The 18,224-nt window shown below is 59.4% G+C and carries 15 protein-coding genes; 2 read left to right on the top strand and 13 right to left on the bottom strand.

Annotation, left to right across the window (positions count from 1 at the left end):
• Nucleotides 1–105 precede the first annotated feature (105 nt).
• Nucleotides 106–1,239, bottom strand: a complete 1,134-nt coding sequence (locus WGT02_RS08075) for a helix-turn-helix domain-containing protein (RefSeq protein ID WP_024317358.1) — start codon at nucleotides 1,237–1,239, stop codon at nucleotides 106–108.
• A 771-nt stretch (nucleotides 1,240–2,010) separates the two neighbouring features.
• Between WGT02_RS08075 and WGT02_RS08080 the strand changes: the two genes are divergently transcribed.
• Nucleotides 2,011–3,162, top strand: a complete 1,152-nt coding sequence (locus WGT02_RS08080) for an alpha/beta hydrolase (RefSeq protein WP_208248362.1) — start codon at nucleotides 2,011–2,013, stop codon at nucleotides 3,160–3,162.
• Nucleotides 3,163–3,231: 69 nt separating this feature from the next.
• Here WGT02_RS08080 and WGT02_RS08085 read toward each other — a convergent pair whose 3' ends face one another.
• Genes WGT02_RS08085 through WGT02_RS08115 form a run of 7 tightly spaced genes read right to left on the bottom strand, consistent with a single transcriptional unit; the run spans nucleotide 3,232 to nucleotide 8,801 of the window.
• Nucleotides 3,232–6,351 carry a proton-conducting transporter membrane subunit gene (locus WGT02_RS08085; RefSeq protein ID WP_208248361.1) on the bottom strand — a complete coding sequence of 1,040 codons (3,120 nt, stop codon included), beginning with the start codon at nucleotides 6,349–6,351 and terminating at the stop codon, nucleotides 3,232–3,234.
• A complete protein-coding gene (locus WGT02_RS08090; RefSeq protein ID WP_024317361.1) occupies nucleotides 6,345–6,713 on the bottom strand; it encodes a sodium:proton antiporter in 369 nt (122 codons plus the stop codon). Before WGT02_RS08090 ends, WGT02_RS08085 begins: the two co-directional genes overlap by 7 nt.
• Before the next feature lie 22 nt (nucleotides 6,714–6,735).
• The gene (gene mbhE / locus WGT02_RS08095) at nucleotides 6,736–7,428 is read right to left on the bottom strand and encodes a hydrogen gas-evolving membrane-bound hydrogenase subunit E (protein WP_208248360.1); all 693 of its coding nucleotides are present in this window, start codon (nucleotides 7,426–7,428) and stop codon (nucleotides 6,736–6,738) included.
• Entirely contained in the window at nucleotides 7,425–7,769 is a 345-nt protein-coding gene (gene mnhG / locus WGT02_RS08100; RefSeq protein WP_024317363.1) for a monovalent cation/H(+) antiporter subunit G, read from the bottom strand. The genes mbhE and mnhG overlap by 4 nt, the downstream gene beginning before the upstream one ends.
• On the bottom strand, nucleotides 7,762–8,013 hold the full coding sequence (locus WGT02_RS08105; RefSeq protein ID WP_024317364.1) for a hydrogenase subunit MbhD domain-containing protein: 252 nt from the start codon (nucleotides 8,011–8,013) through the stop codon (nucleotides 7,762–7,764). The genes mnhG and WGT02_RS08105 overlap by 8 nt, the downstream gene beginning before the upstream one ends.
• 4 nt (nucleotides 8,014–8,017) lie before the next feature.
• Nucleotides 8,018–8,278 carry a monovalent cation/H+ antiporter complex subunit F gene (locus WGT02_RS08110; protein WP_024317365.1) on the bottom strand — a complete coding sequence of 87 codons (261 nt, stop codon included), beginning with the start codon at nucleotides 8,276–8,278 and terminating at the stop codon, nucleotides 8,018–8,020.
• Nucleotides 8,271–8,801, bottom strand: a complete 531-nt coding sequence (locus WGT02_RS08115) for a Na+/H+ antiporter subunit E (protein ID WP_024317366.1) — start codon at nucleotides 8,799–8,801, stop codon at nucleotides 8,271–8,273. Before WGT02_RS08115 ends, WGT02_RS08110 begins: the two co-directional genes overlap by 8 nt.
• Nucleotides 8,802–9,389: 588 nt before the next feature.
• Between WGT02_RS08115 and WGT02_RS08120 the strand changes: the two genes are divergently transcribed.
• Nucleotides 9,390–11,114, top strand: a complete 1,725-nt coding sequence (locus WGT02_RS08120; RefSeq protein WP_208248358.1) for a hypothetical protein — start codon at nucleotides 9,390–9,392, stop codon at nucleotides 11,112–11,114.
• A 248-nt stretch (nucleotides 11,115–11,362) separates the two neighbouring features.
• Here WGT02_RS08120 and WGT02_RS08125 read toward each other — a convergent pair whose 3' ends face one another.
• The 5 genes from WGT02_RS08125 to WGT02_RS08145 form a co-directional block, all read right to left on the bottom strand.
• Nucleotides 11,363–13,198: an SLC13 family permease gene (locus WGT02_RS08125; RefSeq protein ID WP_024317368.1), complete on the bottom strand. Its 1,836-nt coding sequence runs from the start codon at nucleotides 13,196–13,198 to the stop codon at nucleotides 11,363–11,365.
• Nucleotides 13,199–13,394: 196 nt separating this feature from the next.
• Entirely contained in the window at nucleotides 13,395–14,597 is a 1,203-nt protein-coding gene (locus tag WGT02_RS08130; protein WP_375679348.1) for a M20/M25/M40 family metallo-hydrolase, read from the bottom strand.
• Between the two features lie 54 nt (nucleotides 14,598–14,651).
• Complete coding sequence (locus WGT02_RS08135; RefSeq protein WP_024317370.1) at nucleotides 14,652–16,199, bottom strand: AbgT family transporter; 1,548 nt, start codon at nucleotides 16,197–16,199, stop codon at nucleotides 14,652–14,654.
• Between the two features lie 403 nt (nucleotides 16,200–16,602).
• Complete coding sequence (locus WGT02_RS08140) at nucleotides 16,603–16,860, bottom strand: glycine zipper family protein (RefSeq protein ID WP_024317371.1); 258 nt, start codon at nucleotides 16,858–16,860, stop codon at nucleotides 16,603–16,605.
• Nucleotides 16,861–17,164: 304 nt separating this feature from the next.
• On the bottom strand, nucleotides 17,165–17,869 hold the full coding sequence (locus WGT02_RS08145) for an alpha/beta hydrolase (RefSeq protein WP_225039592.1): 705 nt from the start codon (nucleotides 17,867–17,869) through the stop codon (nucleotides 17,165–17,167).
• Nucleotides 17,870–18,224 lie beyond the last annotated feature (355 nt).

An 18,224-nucleotide genomic window follows, 5' to 3' on the forward strand; every position in this document is an offset into this window, starting at 1 on the left:
TGACCGGGCAGATGGGGCGGATCGCGCCGACTGACCTTGCCATGATAATAGGGTTAGGACCTGCCAAGCGAGGATGCCCCAACGGCCGAGAGGCGAACATTTGGGCTACCCTTGCAACCTTCGAAGAAGCACGCCCAATCGCTCCTCGGATGGGCAGTCCTCAAGATCTGGGCGAACCGGTATGCCACCCCCTTCTCGGTTCCTCACTTCGCTCGGGCTATAACCGAACGCTCGCTTGAACGCGCGGCCAAACTCGGCGCCGTCGCTGAAACCGCGCTCTTCGGCAATCTGAAATATCAGCCGCCGATCGTTGGGGTCGGTCAACGCCGCATAAGCACTCAGCAACCGACGATGCTGAATGTAATGCATCACCCCGCCGAAGGGCTCGAACAGGTTGTAAAGGCGCGTGCGCGAGACCCCGAGCTCCCGTCGCACCATCTCACTTCCGAGTTTCGGGTCGAGCAACCGGTTGTGCACCAGTTGCCGTGCCCTTTCGAGAAGCACATTGGCGATCGGTCCTTCGGCCGCCTCGATATGATCTGCGGATGGCGACACACAGGCAAGGATCATTGCCCGTGTGGCGGCCGCGAGCCCCGGCAGATCGGCCCTGGCGAGCATCGGCAGACGATTGGCGACGTCAATCAGGTAGTCCGAGAACAATCGTCCCATGCCTGTCCCAAGCGTCGAAAATTCCGCCGAGCTAAGCGTGGCCGCCGTCTCAAGCGAAAGATCGCGCGGCACGAACAGCACGAGCATTTCGCCTTGATCGACGACGCCGGTGAAAGAGCGACCAAGCGAATGAATCTGGGCCTCACCGGGACCCGCGGTAAACACACTTCTTCCCGCATCGGTCCTAATCTTTCCAGACAGCAGGATCGTCATTGTCCAGTGATCGATCGGATCCCGCCTAAGATGTCCCGGCAGGCTGGAAAATGCGAGGCTGTCAGTACTGATTTGAGCAAGCAAAAGACTGCCAAGGTCCCAAAGCTTCTGCCGGCCGTGGAAGGCGGCGGTCGTCGGGTCGATGTCAGCCAGTTCGAGCATAGGCTCGAAACTACTGTGCCATGCCGCAAACTGATCCGGTCGCGGCAACCCTGCGGTCGAAAATTCAAAGGAGGGCAAGGACGATGCCCTCTCGTCTTCCCAAGCCGCCGCCTCGCAATTCGGGCTCGCAAGGCTTTCGTCGTCCAGGTGCCGTGCGAGCAACCCGACAGGCGCTGTGCCGTCTTCGGTCCTCATCGCATCAACTCCTGGGGGCCGATGTCAGCGCGCAACCGGTTGCCGGTGCCGGAACGTTCATCCCTAAAGACATGGAATTTAAACGCAAATTCCGACGCGCGCCGTCGTGTCGCGGCATGATTTTCGCCCGCACCATGAGCGAGGCCGCACCGTCAGCGTGCCCGCCAAACAGATTGCGGCGTGTCGTCGTGCGATCCGTGTCGAAGCGTTTCCAGCAGTTCGAAGACGCGCTGGCTGGAGTGCGGGGTCTGCGCTGAAGGCGACCACCTGAAATGGCAACGATCCTCCTCAGGGTGTAGGTCGTTGCCAAGTCTGTGGAAAGACTGGTTGAGAGAACAGAAAAAAATGTGCAGTTCATTCGTACTCTCCTCTTGGGGGCCAGGTGACGACTGAATGATGCAAGCGAACTGTTTTCTGCGGGCTTTGAGAATGGCCTTCCATCCGCACGCGGTGAATGCCGAATATTTCAGCGTTCATCTCGGCAAATGGCGATAAGCCCCCAGTGGTGGCATTTCCTCCAAACCACAATCTAGCCATTTCGTCTTGTCTTCTCAACCGTCAGATGCATCAGGAGCCAGGCGACTTCGCTGTCGATGGACCTTACGCTGTCTGCGCCCCAAAATTCATCTACCGAACCTGGCGCGGATAGCCTAGAACTACGATACGCTTCGCTTCATGCGTGTAGCCCGCGTGAGCGACCATAACCGATTGTCCGCGAGACACCTTGTTGTCGACCGATTTGACCAGCTCGCCAGGGAATAAGACCGAGCCATGTCCTCAATGCGATTGTCCGTCATTGCGATCATGCTATTGGTTCTCGTCGGCTGTGGCGGACCACGCGCGGTGCTCGGCCTTCCCGTGGCATCGTCATCAGGCGCAGAACCACGGGCAATCGTTCCGATCTATGTGGCTACCACGCGCGCGCGATCCGATAATCTTTCCCTACCTTATTCGGCTGAGCGGTCGAAGACGCTGAATTTTGCGAAGCTCGACATTGGAGTTCCAAGAAACCACGTTCCTGGCCGCGTCGAGACAAGCGGACGCCTGCCCGATCCCAGCCGGCACTTTTCGGCGCGAACCTACCAGCCGATCGCCGAGCGACAAGAATTCATCAGGCGGCTGAATACCGCGCTGGCGCAGCGTGCGCCCGAAAATCGCGAGATCTTAATCTTCGTCCACGGATACAACAACAACTTCGCCGACAGCGTCTTCCGTAATGCTCAGATCACCTACGATTACAATATCAAGTCGGTCTCGTTGCACTATGCCTGGCAGTCAGGAGCGTCCGTCCCTCTCTACGTCTTCGACCGCGATAGCGCCCTCGTCGGCCGGCGGGGACTTGCCGAGACGATCGAGATCGCTGCGGAGACGAATGCGACGAGAGTGATCCTGGTCGGTCATTCAATGGGCGCCTATGTCGTCACCGAAGCCTTACGCGATCTGGCCCTTAGAGGCCGCACCAGCACTGTGAAGCGCGTGGGTGGAGTGGTGCTCGCGGCCCCGGACATCGACGTCGACGTGTTCCTGAGCCAGCTTGACGATATCGGAGATATCCCGCGCCCGTTTACGATCATCGTTTCACAGCGCGATCGAGCGCTCGGGATTTCCCGGCAATTGGCGGGCGGCCGCCCGCGTGTCGGCAGCGGCTCGGATGTCGCGATTCTTCAAAAAAGGGAGATCGCTGTTATCGATGTCTCTGACATCGATGGCGGTAGACACAACGTCTTTGCCAGTTCACCGACGCTCATGGACATCGTCAGCAACAATGCCCTGATGCGCAGCGTGCTCCGAGAGGATCAAGGCCCTGTTGGCCAGACCATGCTGGCAGACGGAGCATCGGTGGTCGAAGGTGCTGCATCCCTGGTGATTTTTCTTCCAAGCCGCATTCTGGGTGGGCTTGCGCAAGCAGCTGCTGGGCAATAGCGCACGTGTGCAGGTCGAGCCCACATCGCCCGAGCCTTTAGCCTTGCAGCGGCGCGCATTGACCACCTGTCAAGCTGCGAGAAGGCTGAAGGTGCCCAACAGATATAATGCTATAACATAGTAGAGCACGTGCAGCGCGTATGTTTGGCCGTTTCCGGTGTAGACTCTCCGCACCACTCCCGCCGCACCGACAGTCAGATCGCAAAGCCCATCCCAGACGAAGTTGGCAAGTGGGGTCACGAGCGGGGCAAACATTGATCGATAGAAGGCGTAGAAATGCGCGGTGCTGACAGGCATGGAACGGCCCCGCCAAGTTCTATAGATCAACAGGAACACCCCAAGCAGCGCCGTTGCGATCGCCACGCTTATGGCCATGACGGGCAAGGGGTTCCAGTAGCCATAGATGGTCTCCAGCGACATGCCTTGCCACACCAGCGTCGATGCGAAGTATGGGTCGATCGCGGCGGACACGGGATCCATCACCAGCTTCGGGAAGAAGGACAGCAGGAAAATTGCCAGAACCAGAACGAACTGCGGCACCAGTAGCGTCAAAGGCGCTTCCGTGATTTCATCGTGCGCTGCCTTTCGCTGCCCCAGGAAGAGCGCATAGGCAAAGCGAAACATGTAGAGAAAACCAATGAAGGTCGCGAGCACAGCAACGATCGCAAGGCCGTACCAACGTCTGTCCACCATCGCACTCAACAGCAGCCATTTTCCGCCGAAGCCGGCAAGCGGCGGCAGACCGGACATCGAGATAAGAGCAATGACCACCGACGCGAAGGTGAGCGGCATCTTTCGGCCAAGGCCCCCGATCTCATCGAACAACCGCGTGCCGGTGCGCAGGATGACGGCGGCTGCGGCAAGAAAAAGGATGCCCTTTACCATCAGATGGTTGGCGACCAGGTAGAAAGCGGTGACCCAACCGAGATGGCTCATCAAGGCGATCGCCGTGATGATGTAACCGATCTGGCTCATGCTGGAATAGCCGAGCATGCGCTTCAGGTCGCTCTGCTGAAACGCCATCACTGCACCAGCGATGGTCGTTAGAAGCCCGATCCAACCCATCACATGCGCCATCTCGAGCCCAACCTTTGAGCGAATGGCGAGATAAGTCACCATAAACAAGCCGAAGATCGCCACCTTGCTGATGACGGCGGACAGCATCGCCGAGAGATCATCGTCGGCCTCGGCATAGGCGCCCGGCAGCCAGACATGGACGCCAACAGCCCCGGTTTTGATGAGAAATCCGATCGAAAGGAACATGAAGGCCGGCGCCGCATCCGAGCCAGCCGTGGCAAATGCTGCAAGCGCCGTGCTGCCGTTGGCGCTGGTGGCAACGCCGAAGCCCGCGAGCAGGCAAAACGCCGACACCAGAGAAAACAGCAGGAACTGCAGCACATAGGGGTGGGCGCCGGGCCGCTGCGCGATCAGGAAATAGGAAGAAAGGGTGATGATCTCCCAATGGAAAAAGAACTCAAGGCTGGTGGCGGCGCGCAGCAGACTGGCGATCGACAACAGCAGGATCGCCATCATCGGATAGAAGCCTCGGCGAGAATCGGAGCGATAGAGGCTGGCGAAAGCAATGACCATACCGCCTGCGAGGAGTAGTACGGTAAACAGTCGGCGCAAACCTTCGATATCGTCAGCGATCCACAGACCGACAACCAGCACCGCCGCTATCATCAGAACGCACTTGATCCGGCCGGCAAGCCCGTCAAGCAGGCACAGAACGCCACCAACGCAAAGCGGTCCGACAAGCCACAGCGACGCTGCACCGGAAAGGGCCGCCGCCACATAGCCACTCACAAACAGTAGAACGGCGCTGGCCATCACTGGAACCAACCGCGCCAGGCCGATGGGCGCCAGGTTGCCAGCCGGCAAACCACTGTCTAACTGGCTCGGCATCGGCCGCGTCGCCTGCTTGAACCAGCGGAACATATAGGCTGCCTCAAGCAGCGACCCGGCCAGAATGACGGCAATCCAGATGTATCGCTCGCCGGCCGCCGCCTGCATCACGAGCTCCCATTTCGCCCAGAAGCCGGGAAATGGCGGCAAGCCGGCAATCGCGACCAGAAACACAGCAAGGATAAAGAGCACAAGTCGATTGCCGGCGACATCGGACCAACCGCCGATCTCACGCCGCTCGACAATGCCGGCAAGCCAGAACAGACCGGCCTTCGCGAGTAGATGGTTGATGAAGAGGCCCCCGACCACCAGCGGCAGTGACTGCTCGGCCCCAAGCTGATGCAGCAGCGCCAGTGCAAGCATCAGAAGCCCCATCTGCGCGATGGAGGAATAACCGAGCATCCGTTGAACGCTCGTCTGGTTCAGCCCGACGAGATTGGAGAACAGGAAGGTGATCCCACCCGATACGGCGAGGATGCCCAGGTGATCGCCAAAAAGCGGCAGCAGCTTGAAAAGCGCAAAGAACACACCCGCCGACACCCCGACAGAGACAAGGGCTGCGATGCCGCTGGCCGCCGTCTCGTAGACGTCGAGCCCCCATCCATTGGCCGGGAACGGCTTCAGTTCCAGCACGAGGCAGGCCAGCACGAACAGCAGCGCGCTCACGCCGATCGGGCCGGTGATTGCCGCCCGGTTGGTGATCATGTCGTCGATATTGAGCGTACCGGTCACATGGTAGAGAAGCCCGGCTCCCAACAGGAAGAAGGACGAGGCAAGCACCGTCGCCATGATGTATTTGAAGCTGGCCGCAAGCGCTGCGGGCGTCCGTTCAACCCCAAGAAGCCCATAGGTTCCGATCGACGTGATTTCCAGGAAAACGAACTGGTTGAACAGATCGCGGGTCATGACCATTCCGTTGATGCCCATGATCAGGATCAGGTAGAGCAAGAGCGCCGGATAGCTTGAGCGCAACTGCGCCCAAAGGTGCCAGGCACCGAGCAGCGCGACGACATTGACGCAAAGGGAGAAAAACCCCTCCCACGGCCCAAAGCGCAGATTGATCGAGAATGGCGGCACGCTGCCCGCAGTTAAAATCTCGAAGGTCGGCGCGCCATTGTGGATCGCCCACAGGCAGACGCACGAAATAAAGGTCATGCCCAGAAGTGCTACGACAAAGCCCACCGCCGGCAACGGCTTGGCGATGCGGTAGAGCAGGGGAATGAGAAATCCACCGCCAAGGCCAAGCAGGAAGATGTTCAGTGGCTGGAGGAGGCTGCCTACCATTTAGACTCCGTCAGCACGTCGATCGAAAGAGTTTTTCGCACGGCATGCAGCCGGATCGCGAATGACAGCATGATCGCGGTGACCGAAAAGCCGATGACGATAGCAGTCACGACCAGTGCGGCAGGAATGGGATCGACCGCGTGCGCGGCCGCATCTGAAGCGCTGAGCGCCACGTCGACGATCGGCGCGGTCGCGCCGCTTACATAGCCGGTCGCCACCAGAACGATGTGCATACCGGTATCGATCAGCGAAAAGCCGATGATGATGCGCAGGATGTTGCGATGCCTGAGCATGCCCCAGAAGCCGATGAGCACGAGAAGAAATCCCGTGGTGAGAAGTATCTGTGATATCGCCAGCCCCATCGCGCTCCCCGTCTGTCGTCATTCAATTGCGAAACCGATCGATAATGACGCTCAGTTCGGCACCGACCTTGATACCCAGCAGAGCCGATATCAGCGGAATGGCCCCGGCACTGAAGAGCGTCCCGAAATTACCGCGCGGCAGAATATGGCTGTCGAGAAAACCGCCGCCAAAGACAATCCCGACAATGCCGATCGAGACATAGAAAACGCCTGCCAGCGATTCCGTGATGCTGAGGAAAGCATGATGGAGCGGCGCTGAGGGATAGGCGAGCATCAAGAGCATCACACCGGAGGCAACAACTGCGCCACCCTGGAATCCACCGCCAGCCGACAGGTGGCCGTTGATGATGACATACGCACCGAACAGGAAGATAACAGGAAGCACCACCTCTGCGCCGTTGCGCACCAGTTCGCTCGGCCCCTGTGTCACGCCAACAGGCTTGGAAAATGGCGTCTCATCCGCTTCACTTGCCAACAGCAGGCCGACGCTCGCTGCCACCATGAACAGCACTGCAACCTCTCCCAATGTGTCGAAGCCGCGAAAAGTGATCAGAATTCCGGTCACAACATTGGGGGCGCCAAGATCCGCCGGCACCTGCGTCAGATAATGCACCGCCAAGGCAGAGAGCGTCTGGCGTTCGCCATAGTCGCTGACAAGTCCAGCAAAGATGACGGCGAATGCCAGCACGGCGAGCAGGCTGAACGCGCGCCTCATAGCGAGCCCTCTTCGGCAGCATTGTCGTTTTCGTCGCGCAGAGCGTCGACGATCGTCGTTGCCGCCATCGGTGTGCGGATTGCATGCGCGGCCCGCGACAGCGCGTGTGACGACAACGGATTGGTCATGAGCACGAAATAGGCGATGATCAGCAGCTTCAACGACCAGTCGGGATGATAGATTCCGAGGCCGGCAAGAACCAGGATATTGCCGAGCGTCGAGGCCTTGGTGCCCGCCTGGATGCGCGTGAAGACATCGGGCATGCGCAACAGACCGACCCCCGCAGAGAAGAGGAAAAACGCACCAACGAGGATAACGAGGCTGCCAACCAGATCACTCATCGACAGGTCCTTCACCTCTGGTCTTGCGTATCGCATAAAGGAAGATCAGCGTTGCAAGACCCGACCCGATCGCAGCCTCGGCCATGGCGACGTCAGGCGCAGCCAACAGCACATAGGACGCCGCCGCAAACAGGCTTGCCAGTCCGGCGCTGACCATCGCTGCCATGAGATTGCTGAGCACGACGGCCAGCACTCCGCTCACCAGAATGCTGCCGCATACCAACAGGATCAGCATCTCCAGCATCTGGCTACGGCCCCTTTTCCAGAAAGCGGGCAATGGCAAGGACAGCCAGAAAGCTCAGGAGACCGTAGACAAGAGCAACGTCGATATAGACGAAGCGCCCGGATATGTGGGCGTAAAGCGCGATCAGCGCGATCGTGACGACCGTCAGCATATCGATGGCCACCACCCGATCGATCGCCGTGCGGCCGATGATCAGCCGCAGCACGCCGAAGACGATGCTGAAGAAGATCAAGACGACGGAGATCTGCAGGATGATCTCAGCCAAACACCACCCCCAAGTGCCTTTCGAAAGGCCCGATGATCATTCGCGTCGCGCCTTCCGGATCGGTCGTCTTGACGTCGAGCCAATGAATGAAGAGTGCATCGCCTCTGAGATCCATCACCAGCGAGCCCGGCGTGAGCGCGATCGAATTTGCGAGCGCCAGCCGTCCGATCGGCGACTTGAGCGACGTCCTGACCTTGACGATCCCCGGACGAATGTCGATGCGTGGCGCGTAGACATAGCCAAGCATGTTGACGTTCGCCTTTACCAATTCGACCAAGAAAACGCCGGTATAGGCAATGAAATGAAAGATCTTGCTCGGCGTCACTTTGATCCGCCAGACATCGCCACGACGCATGAAAATCACCGCCACGACCAACGATACCAGCGCGCCGACGCCCATGATCGCCGGTTCTACCGATGAATTGATCACCAGCCAGACGACGAACAGCAAGCTCCAGAGGAGGATCAGGCCCTGTGGCAATCCCGATGCGCGTGACTGCGGTGTTGCGTGGTCTTCTGGCATCGCACAGGCTTTCGACGGGTTATGATGGTGTAATAGCGCGCAGTCCCCGCAGGCCAACTTCCTTCATGCATGCCCCCTGCAGGGCCCGATTTGTATCCGGCCTTTTCACCGGTCGCATGGGCCGTGAGGCGTCCTGGCGACACTTTAGCATCGCCTATGTCGGGCTGTGATCGGCACTGAATCCAGAAACTATGCTTGTGGTCCGATATGCCGCCCGATCAGCGCGCATTTTTGCGACACCTCTTGACCAACACTCAAAAACGGCGAAATCAATGACGCGACGGTCAGTCAGGCGGCTGGAAAAATGCCGCCCCGGTCGCATTGCCAAGGCAGCGCCGAATCCGATGTCGTTGGAACGTAGGTCTTGCCGAAACGACCCGTTTGTTTGGTGGCTTGGCCACGATCGCGTTGTGGTACGACACGCTGATCGGCCAGGATCGGCGCGAACGCCATGATCGAGGAGAACGATCGTATGAATTGCCACGCCCCTCTTGCCGATCGACCGGTGTGCAAGTCCGGCAGATTTCCTCTCTGCCAGAACAGTGTTCGATCATTATGCGCAGCCGAACCCAAACGGATACCGGTTCGATGAACCAGACGGCCCCGCAATCAGGATCTGCTGTTCCCGTCGTACCCAGCCTTGCTCAGTTTCACCCGCTCAGCGTGGCTGAAGCGAAGGTGGTTGCACATCTGCAGCTGGGAGACTTCGACCGATTGGGCGATGGTCTACGCCCGGAACGGGAAGACCCCGAGCGAACCGTGCGGGCGGACCTTTTGCGCTATCTCATCCTCGGCAGCGATGGCTACCGTTTGCATGAAAAGGGGCTGAGGCTGAGCGGCGCCTGGATAACCGATATTCTCGATCTTGAAGGATGCCGGGTTCCTCGCGACATCGGTCTCAAGGACTGCCACTTCGAAGCCTCGCCAGTGTTGCGCTCCGCCATCATCGACAATCTCTTCCTCGACGGCTCGGCCTTACCCGGCTTTCAGGCCGATAGGCTCGAAGCGCGCGGCTGCCTTTCGCTTCGCGGCGCGATCGTAACAGGCGAAATCCGCCTTCCCGGCGCGCGGATCGGCGGCAGCATAGAGGCCGACGGCGTTTCGATCGCTGCCCCCGGCGGGATCGCGCTCGACGCTGATGGACTGGAAACCCGAGGCGGCGTTCTGTTGCGCGGTGCCGATGTGCGCGGCGGCATCAATCTTTCCGCGGTTCGCCTTGGCGGCGACGTCAACGCGGTCGGTGCCCGGTTTGAACGCCCCGGTGAAGTCGTTTTCAACGGTGACGCGATCGTAGCAGCAGGCGACCTCGCCTTGCGAGGGGCTACCATTGTCGGTGAGACCCGCCTGCTGGGTGCCCGCTTCGGTGGCGACATCGATTGCACCTCGGCGTCACTTTCGCAGCCGGGCGGTTATGCGCTGCGGCTCAATCGAACCACCATTGACGGCGCATTCTTTCTGCGACAGAACGCATCCGTCGAGGGCGCGCTGGACCTGACTGCCACAACGATCGGCGCAATCGACGACGAACCAACGAGCTGGCCTAAGACCGGCGACTTGCTTCTCAATCGCTGCCGGTATGGGGCCTTCATCGGCGGGCCGGCTGATGCGGAAAGCCGGCTCGACTGGCTGTCGCGCCAGACGCCTGACCGTTGGAAGGCGGACTTCTGGCCGCAGCCCTACGAGCAGTTATCGATGGTCTTGCGGGAGATGGGGCATGACGAGGATGCTCGCGCCGTCCTGATCACCAAGGAGCGACTACAACGGCGGGCGCGTCGGGCACGCGCCAAAAATCCGATGTTGCGTGCAGTCCTGGGGGGCACCGATGCCGTCCTTGCGGTGACGCTGCGCTACGGGCGGCAACCCCTTTTGGCGCTGGTCTGGCTCATGCTCTTTTGGGCGATCGGTACCGGGATCTTTGCTGTCGCCTATCGCAGCGGCGCAATGAAACCAAACAGTCCTGTCGTCCTGCGTTCCCCGGAATGGACGATGTGCGATCTCCAACGAACCGAAAGCCGCTTCATGCCATCAAGCGGACAGGATTTGACGGGACGTGCCGAGGTTGGAGAAAACCAGCTCACCTGTTTCCGCAATCAACCGGAAGCAGCCAGCTACCCAGAGTTCAATGCGTTGATGTATTCGTTGGATGTTCTTCTGCCGGTGGCCTCGATCGGGCAAAAGGACTACTGGCGACCGGACTCGTTGAAGCCAAACGGCACGTTCACCTTGAAATACTATTTCTTCCAGTCGGTGATTGGCTGGGCACTCAGCCTTCTGGCTGTCGCTGGTTTTTCGGGGCTGGTGAAATCACAATAGGCGAGAACGTGAGCATCTCCCGCCGTTTCCACGCTCACGCACGGCGCGATCTTTGAGATTCGCTTGTCGCGCTTTAGTTCTTTGTTTTCACGCATGTCTTTGGCCCGCCGGTTCCCGCCTTCGGGAGACATGCTTTAGCCTGCCGGCCGTTCCTCATTCCGCGATGTGCCCAACGGTGTCGCCTGGAAAAACCTGGGCAGGCGCGTCTCGCAATCCGGATCGTCGCGCCGACCGTCACACCAGCAATCTTAGAAGCGCCAGATCAAGGGCACGATGAATACTGCAACGACAAAGAACCAGATCAACAAGGGCAATCCAAGCTTCCAGTAGTCGTTGAAGGCATAGCCGCCGGGGCCCATCACCATCAGGTTCGTCGGTGTCGCGATCGGCGTCAGGAAGGCAGCAGCTGCAGCGACAGCTGTGCTCATGAGCACCGGACGCGGAGAAATCCCCATGGCCGTTGCCGCCGCCACGCCGATCGGGATGACGATCAGTGCCGTTGCAGTGTTGCTGATCAGTTGCCCCATGATCGCCGTCAGGATAAACAGCCCGGCGAGCAGGGCAACTGGTCCTGCATCGCCAACGAGATTTACGAGATGCTCTGCCATCAGTTTGGCTGCACCTGTTTGCACCATGGCAGTCGAAAGCGGCATCATCGCGCCAACAAGGATGACCGTCGTCCAGCCCACAGCGCGATAGGCTTGCTCGACACTCATGATCCCTGACAGGATGATCGCACCAGCAGCAAGCAGACCCGCGACCGCCGGCGGCACGATGCCGGTGGCAAGTAGCAGAACCATCGCGATCAGGATGATGACTGCCTGGCGCGCGCCCGGCCCCATCGGGACAGCCTGACGGCGGACAAGCTCAGGCGAATTGACAACCAGAACGTCCGGGTCATTGAGGTGAACATCGAGTGCCTTCCAGGTTCCCTGCAGCAGCATCGTATCGCCTGCCTGCAACGCGATGCCGCCTGCATCCTTCGTGGTACTGCCGGGCGCGATCCCGGCGCCGGCGCGCTGTACCGCTAGAATGATGAGATCGCCGCTGTCTGTGACCATGCCAGGAAAAACCGTTTCGCCGATAAGCCCGGAGCGCGGCGGGATGACGACCTCGGCAAGACCCGAGCTGCGATTGAACAAGGTTTCCTCGCCGTGACCGGTCGCCTTCTCGTCGCGAAAGGCGAGATGCATCGCGGATGCGAATGCGGCTGCGACGTCAGGCTCGCCACGCAAGAGAAGATGATCCCCCTCGGCAATATGAGGCCTGCGGAGCGGGCCGGCCGTCTCCCCCTCCTGAATGGCGACAAGTTGTAACCCCTGATGCGCCAAGAGATCGACCCCGGTGGATGCGAGGCCGACAAAAGGCGAGCTTGCGCGCACACGCATCTGGTATATGCCGCTTGCAAGCCCGTATTGCTCGACAAGGGTCTTGGCATGATGGCTGAAATCGGCCGGCATGGTTGCGCCGTTGCGTTCGGGAAGCAGCTGCTTTCCGAACAATATGATGATCGCCATCGTGCCCGCCAGAAGCGGAAGACCCACGAGCGCAAATTCAAAGAACCCGAAGCCTCCGGCGCCCGCGTCGGTGCCTGCCTCCGACACCAGTACGTTTACCGGCGTTCCCGTCAGCGCCAGCATGGAACCTGCATGCGCGGAAAAGACCAGCGGCATGAGCAGTTGCGACGAGTTTCGCCGCAGGCGAACAGCGATGACCACCACGACCGGCAACAGGGCCGCGACTGCGCCGTTGACGCTGATCAGTGCAGTAAGCAGCGACACCAGTGCCATCGTCAGAAGCAGAAGGCGCGTCCGGCTCTCCTCGCCCGCACCACGGATCAGCAGTTGTCCGGCCCAGGCGGTCACACCGGTGACCTCAAGTCCGGAGCTGACGACGAAAAGCGACGCGATGAAGATGACCGCTGGATCACCGAAACCGCCAAGAGCCTGGCCGATCGTCAGGACACCGCTCGCCCAAAGGGCAAGCGCAGTCAGCATCGCCACAAAGACGACCGGCAACTTGTTCCAGACAAACAGAACGACGGCAACGGCGATGATAGTCGCGGTGTATGCTATTGGACTCAATCGCCTTGCTCCCTTGTGCCTCTAACCGTCCAAACCACGCAGTCCAAGCCCAATCGCGCAACCATCGGGATCTCCAAGTTTGCCTCCCTCGGCCTGGATCGACAAAGACCGGGCTGAGGCGCGATGACTGCAGCCAAGTGCAGCATGACAGCCGCACCTGCTGCAGCCGACCACGGCACACGGCCCTGCGAACACATCAATCGTCGAGCGTCGCCATAAGCACGCCCAGACGGCAGCCCTTCTCGTACTCCTTGAGGTTCACATATTCCTTGATGGTGTGAATCTCGGCTTGTCCAGCCCCAATGGTGATGGTGGGAACGCCATGCTTGTCGAGCCAATTGGCATCCAAGCCCCCGTTCGAAAACACATACACTGGCTCGATATCGAGCATCTGCAGCGCTTTCGTCGCGCGTTTCACGATTGGCGTGTCTTTGCCCAATTCAAAGGGCGGATAGGATGCCTGATGGCTGAATTTCACCTCGGCCTTGTCGCCCTGATCGTCCGTCACCTCGCTCTGGGCCTTGGCAAAGGCTTCCTTGTAGCCGTTCGCAATCTTCGTCGCGAATGTCGCCTCAGGGCTGCGCGCCTCGCCCTTGATGAACGCGTAGTCGGTCACGACATTGGTCGCATCACCGGCCGGCTTGTTGCCCTTGCCTCCGAAAATGCCGACGTTGCTGGTGCCTCGACCGTCCGGTTTGATCACCTTGCCGAACCAGCCGCTGTGCTTTGCTTCGGCCAAAGCCATGGCGCCGACCAGGGTTGCCGAAATACCTTTCTCCGGCGCGACACCTGCGTGCGACGCACGGCCTGTGATCTCGACTTCCCAGTTTTCTTGGCCGACGGCGCCGACAATCAGGTCGGCGGCCATCTGGCCATCGACGTTGATGCACATCACAGCGCCGTTGAGATCAGCTGGGTTGAGCTCACGTGCCCCGTGCAGCCCACTTTCCTCGCGTACCGTGAACAGCAGCGTGATTGGCGGGTGCGGCAACTTGTGTTTGATCAGCGTCTCGGCAACCACGACGAGGACCGCGACGCCGGTTCGGGCATCACCGCCCAAGGCGGTGGTACCGTCTGAGACGATGCGGTTGCCCTCGCGCCGAGGCTTGGCGCCAGCGCAAAGTGGCACCGTGTCAAGGTGCGTGGAAAAAAGAAGCCGCGGACCCGGCCGCGTTCCTGGAATATCCACGATCAGATTGCCTGTCTCGGTCGGCAACGGGATGCGCTTGTTGGCATCGTCGAAGCGAATGGCCGATTCCGGCACGCCGATCTTTTTCAGAGCGTCGCAGACGGCAAGGCCAATATTCTTTTCCTGTCCGGTGACGCCCTCCACCGATAAGAAGCGCATCAGATGGTCTTCTGCGGCGGCGACGTCGAGAGGGATTAAGGTGTTGCTCATGATACCCATCCGTTCATTCGAGTGTTTATTCGTTCACGGTTGCCGCATCGATCGTCATAGGCCCCACGGCAGTCCGAGGGCCTTCCAGACCGCAAAGAGACCCGTCCACAAGACGAAGATCAGCACGACATAAGGAAGCATCAGAGAGACGATCGTGCCGACACCGGCGGACTTGTCGTATTTCTGGGCAAAGCCGACGACGAGCGCGAAGTAGGCATTGAGCGGCGTGATAGCATTCATCGGTGAATCGCCGACGCGATAGGCGGCAAGCACGGCTTCCGGCTCGACGCCGAGCTTCATCAGAAGCGGAACGAAGACAGGAGCGAAGATCGCCCACTTGGCAATGGCGCCCGTCAGCAGCAGATCGATGATCGCAACCACGACGATAAATCCGATCAACAGCGGTAACGCTCCGATATTGGCGGCCTGCAGGACGCCCGAAAGGCTAAGCGCCATGACGGTGCCGATATTCGTGTAGGTGAAGTAGGCAACGAACTGGCTCAGCACGAAGAACAGGAAGATGGTTCCGCCCATGTTCTTGATCGACTTCTCGATTGCCGCGATGACCTCGGCCAGTGTCTTCAGCGTGCCGGCGCCGATGCCGTAGGCCCAGCCCGTCACCAGGAAGATCAGCATGATCAGCGCTATCAGGCCGTTCATGAAGGGTGAATTGCCGATGAGTTCGCCGGTATCGGGATTGCGCAACGGCGCGCCGCTGGGGATCGTCAAAAGCAGGAAAACCACGAGAAGACCGATCAGACCATAGAGCGCGAACCGCAAGCCGCGCGATTCCTGCTCGGAAAGGGTCGCCCCCTGAGCCTGCACGCCGCCCTCTGCGGTTGCCGGATCATAGTCTCCCAGCCGCGGCGCGATCATGCGATCGGTGATGAACGCAATCACCACCGTCAGGAACAGGACCGAGACAATGGAAAACCAGACGTTGGATGCCAGACCGATCGAGCGTGCGGGATCGACAAGGTGCGCCGCATCGTTGGTGAATTCGACGAGCACGGCATCGAGTGGCTTGATCAGCATATTGACCGTGAAGGCGCCGGCCACGGCAGCAAAGCCAAGCGCAAGGCCCGCCAGAGGGTGTCGCCCGACCGCCAGATAGGCAACGCCCGCAAGCGGTATCAGCACGAGATAGCCGGCATCCGCCGCGATACTTGCGAGGATGCCGACGAAAGCCAGGATATAGGTCAGCGCCCAGCGGGGTGAGACAATGACGAGCTTGCGGATCAGCGCCGTGACCAGACCGGATTCCTCTGCGACGCCTGCGCCGATCATGGCAGCGATCATCAGCCCGACCGCGGTAAAGCTCATGAAATTGGGAATGAGCGATGAATATAGAAAGCGGATGCCCTCCACATTCACCAGGCTGCGGATTGCTGTCGACGCCTGCTCAATCTCGTGTGTGTCAGGATTGATGCGCTCGTAGCTCACCGCCGCTCCGAAAGCGCCGAGTACGGCCGACAAAATGATGACGATGCCGATCAGTATAAGGAAGATGATGACGGGATGGGGAACCATGTTTCCCACCTTCTCAACGCCGTCGAGAAATCTCTGCATCGTGGTCTTTGACGCGGCATTGGCAGTGGCCATGTCTTGCCTCCAGTTGAACCGAGGTATGTCGTACCCGAAGGGTGCTCAAATGCGCTTGGTTGGCACGTTGCCGTGACAGCCGTTGACCAGCGAAGTGGCATCGATCTCAACATGCAATCAGTCGCGCGTACATGCCTTGTGTAACAAACCGATCTTGCCCACCAACGGTGGCCGACAGCCCAGAACGCTCAAAAATCGCGATATAATTCAATAAATTAATGTCGTTGTCTGCCCATCCAGTCTGACCGCTGGCGCAACGGCTAGAATTCAGCAGCGATCATTCGGGAGAGGGAAGGAGAGGTAGCGCAAAAGAGCGACCTCTTTCGCAAGCCCGCGTTCGAACTACTGGCCCGTTACCCGCTGGCGTGAAGGACACCGACCGCGATTTCATGTTCATCACCCGTTAGCGCGGGCAAGCTGCGATATAGCGCCGACCATTGCGATCCTGAAACTCGCACTGCCCTGGACGACCGGCCACGTTGCCGATCACAGCGCCGGAAGCCCCACCGATCGCAGCGCCAACGGCCGCACCACGCACATTATTCGTCACCGCACCACCGACCACCGCTCCCGTTGCGGCACCAATACCGGCACCCTGCTGCGTCGGCGTGCAGCTTGCAAGTGCCAGACCCGCCATCGAACACATCAGTAACTGCTTCATCACTCTATCCTCTGTGACGCTCAATTAAGTCCGTAGATCGCGGCAGAAGCCTATGCACCATCATCACAACTATAGTGTCGCAGAAGACTGTCTGTGATCGGCATAGAATCCCAAAACCAAGCTCTGAGTTCAAATCTCTTGGATCTGCTGACAGCTAAGTCGTCCGCTTTACAGCGCGAATCTGCGCCGGCAGCGATCCTATGTCTCCTGCGCGAACAGCCTCGCAGGCACTGTCCCGGGGTGGGCGCCAAGGCAATTGACTATCTTTCGACAAAGGCAAGGTCGATCGGCAGACGCGGGCCGTCTATTCAAACATTGCCAACATCGCACCGCTCGCTTCGTGAAGCGTCAGGTTGTGATCGAATGCCCCCGTCTCAAGAAAATTCATGGTTTCAACAACGACGATTGGATTGAACATCATAAAGGTGTGCGTGGTATGAAGCACCAAATGGTCGCTCGCTCCCTCGATCTTCGTCGAGGCGACCGACACTTTTCCATCATTCGGTCCTTCGATGATGGAATTGAAGATAGGATTTAGCGAAATGTCACCGGCGATGATCCCTAGCGGATAATCGGGGTTCGGTAGAACCTTTGGTGTGGCACTGGCGTCGGTTCCGAGTTCTAGCCCCGCAGGTCCATTGATCCACTGGAACGGCGCGATATCGCCAAAGACATCCACGATCTCGGAGCCGTTGTTGGGTGGAGCAAGCATCACGACACGTCCCAAACTCAGGGGCCGTGTGTGAGCAAGCCAGTAGCGGACCAGAATTCCCCCAAGCGAGTGGGTTACGAAGTTGACGCGCCGGGCCCCGCACGCTTCGACCGATTTTCCTACGTAATGCGCGAGACCGGCAATCGATGCGGTCGTTGAAGGGTACTCTTCGTTGATGACGAAGAATCCACGCTGCACCAGCACCCTTTCGACAAGCCAGAACGATCCGCTGCCGCGGGCAAGCCCGTGCATCAGCACAACACATTCCAAGGAAGGGCGCTCGATGCCCATCGCCATTGGTTGATCCAGCCAAAGGCATGCCACAGGAAGCGATACGCAGAGATTGAAGACAAATCGAAGAGCGCGCCCGAGCGAGCGTGCGCGTTCCAGCATGGAGATCCGATGGCTATATCGAAACCAATTCAAGCGCATGGCGGATTTGATCTATCTCTATGTGCATGTGCTGGCCGGATGCTCTCTGTCTCTGGAGTTTACTGGCGTTGCTGTGGAGCCATGCTCGAATATCCGCCAGCGGCGTGTGACATGACCGCATCTATCGGCCTCATTTACGCATGCCGAGAAAGCCTCTGACGGTCGGACACTATACGAGCTTCGGCGACATATCGCGCCCGATCGGCTCTGGCATCCAAAA

Source organism: Rhizobium sp. T1470, assembly GCF_042140505.1.
Lineage (GTDB): Bacteria > Pseudomonadota > Alphaproteobacteria > Rhizobiales > Rhizobiaceae > Rhizobium > Rhizobium favelukesii.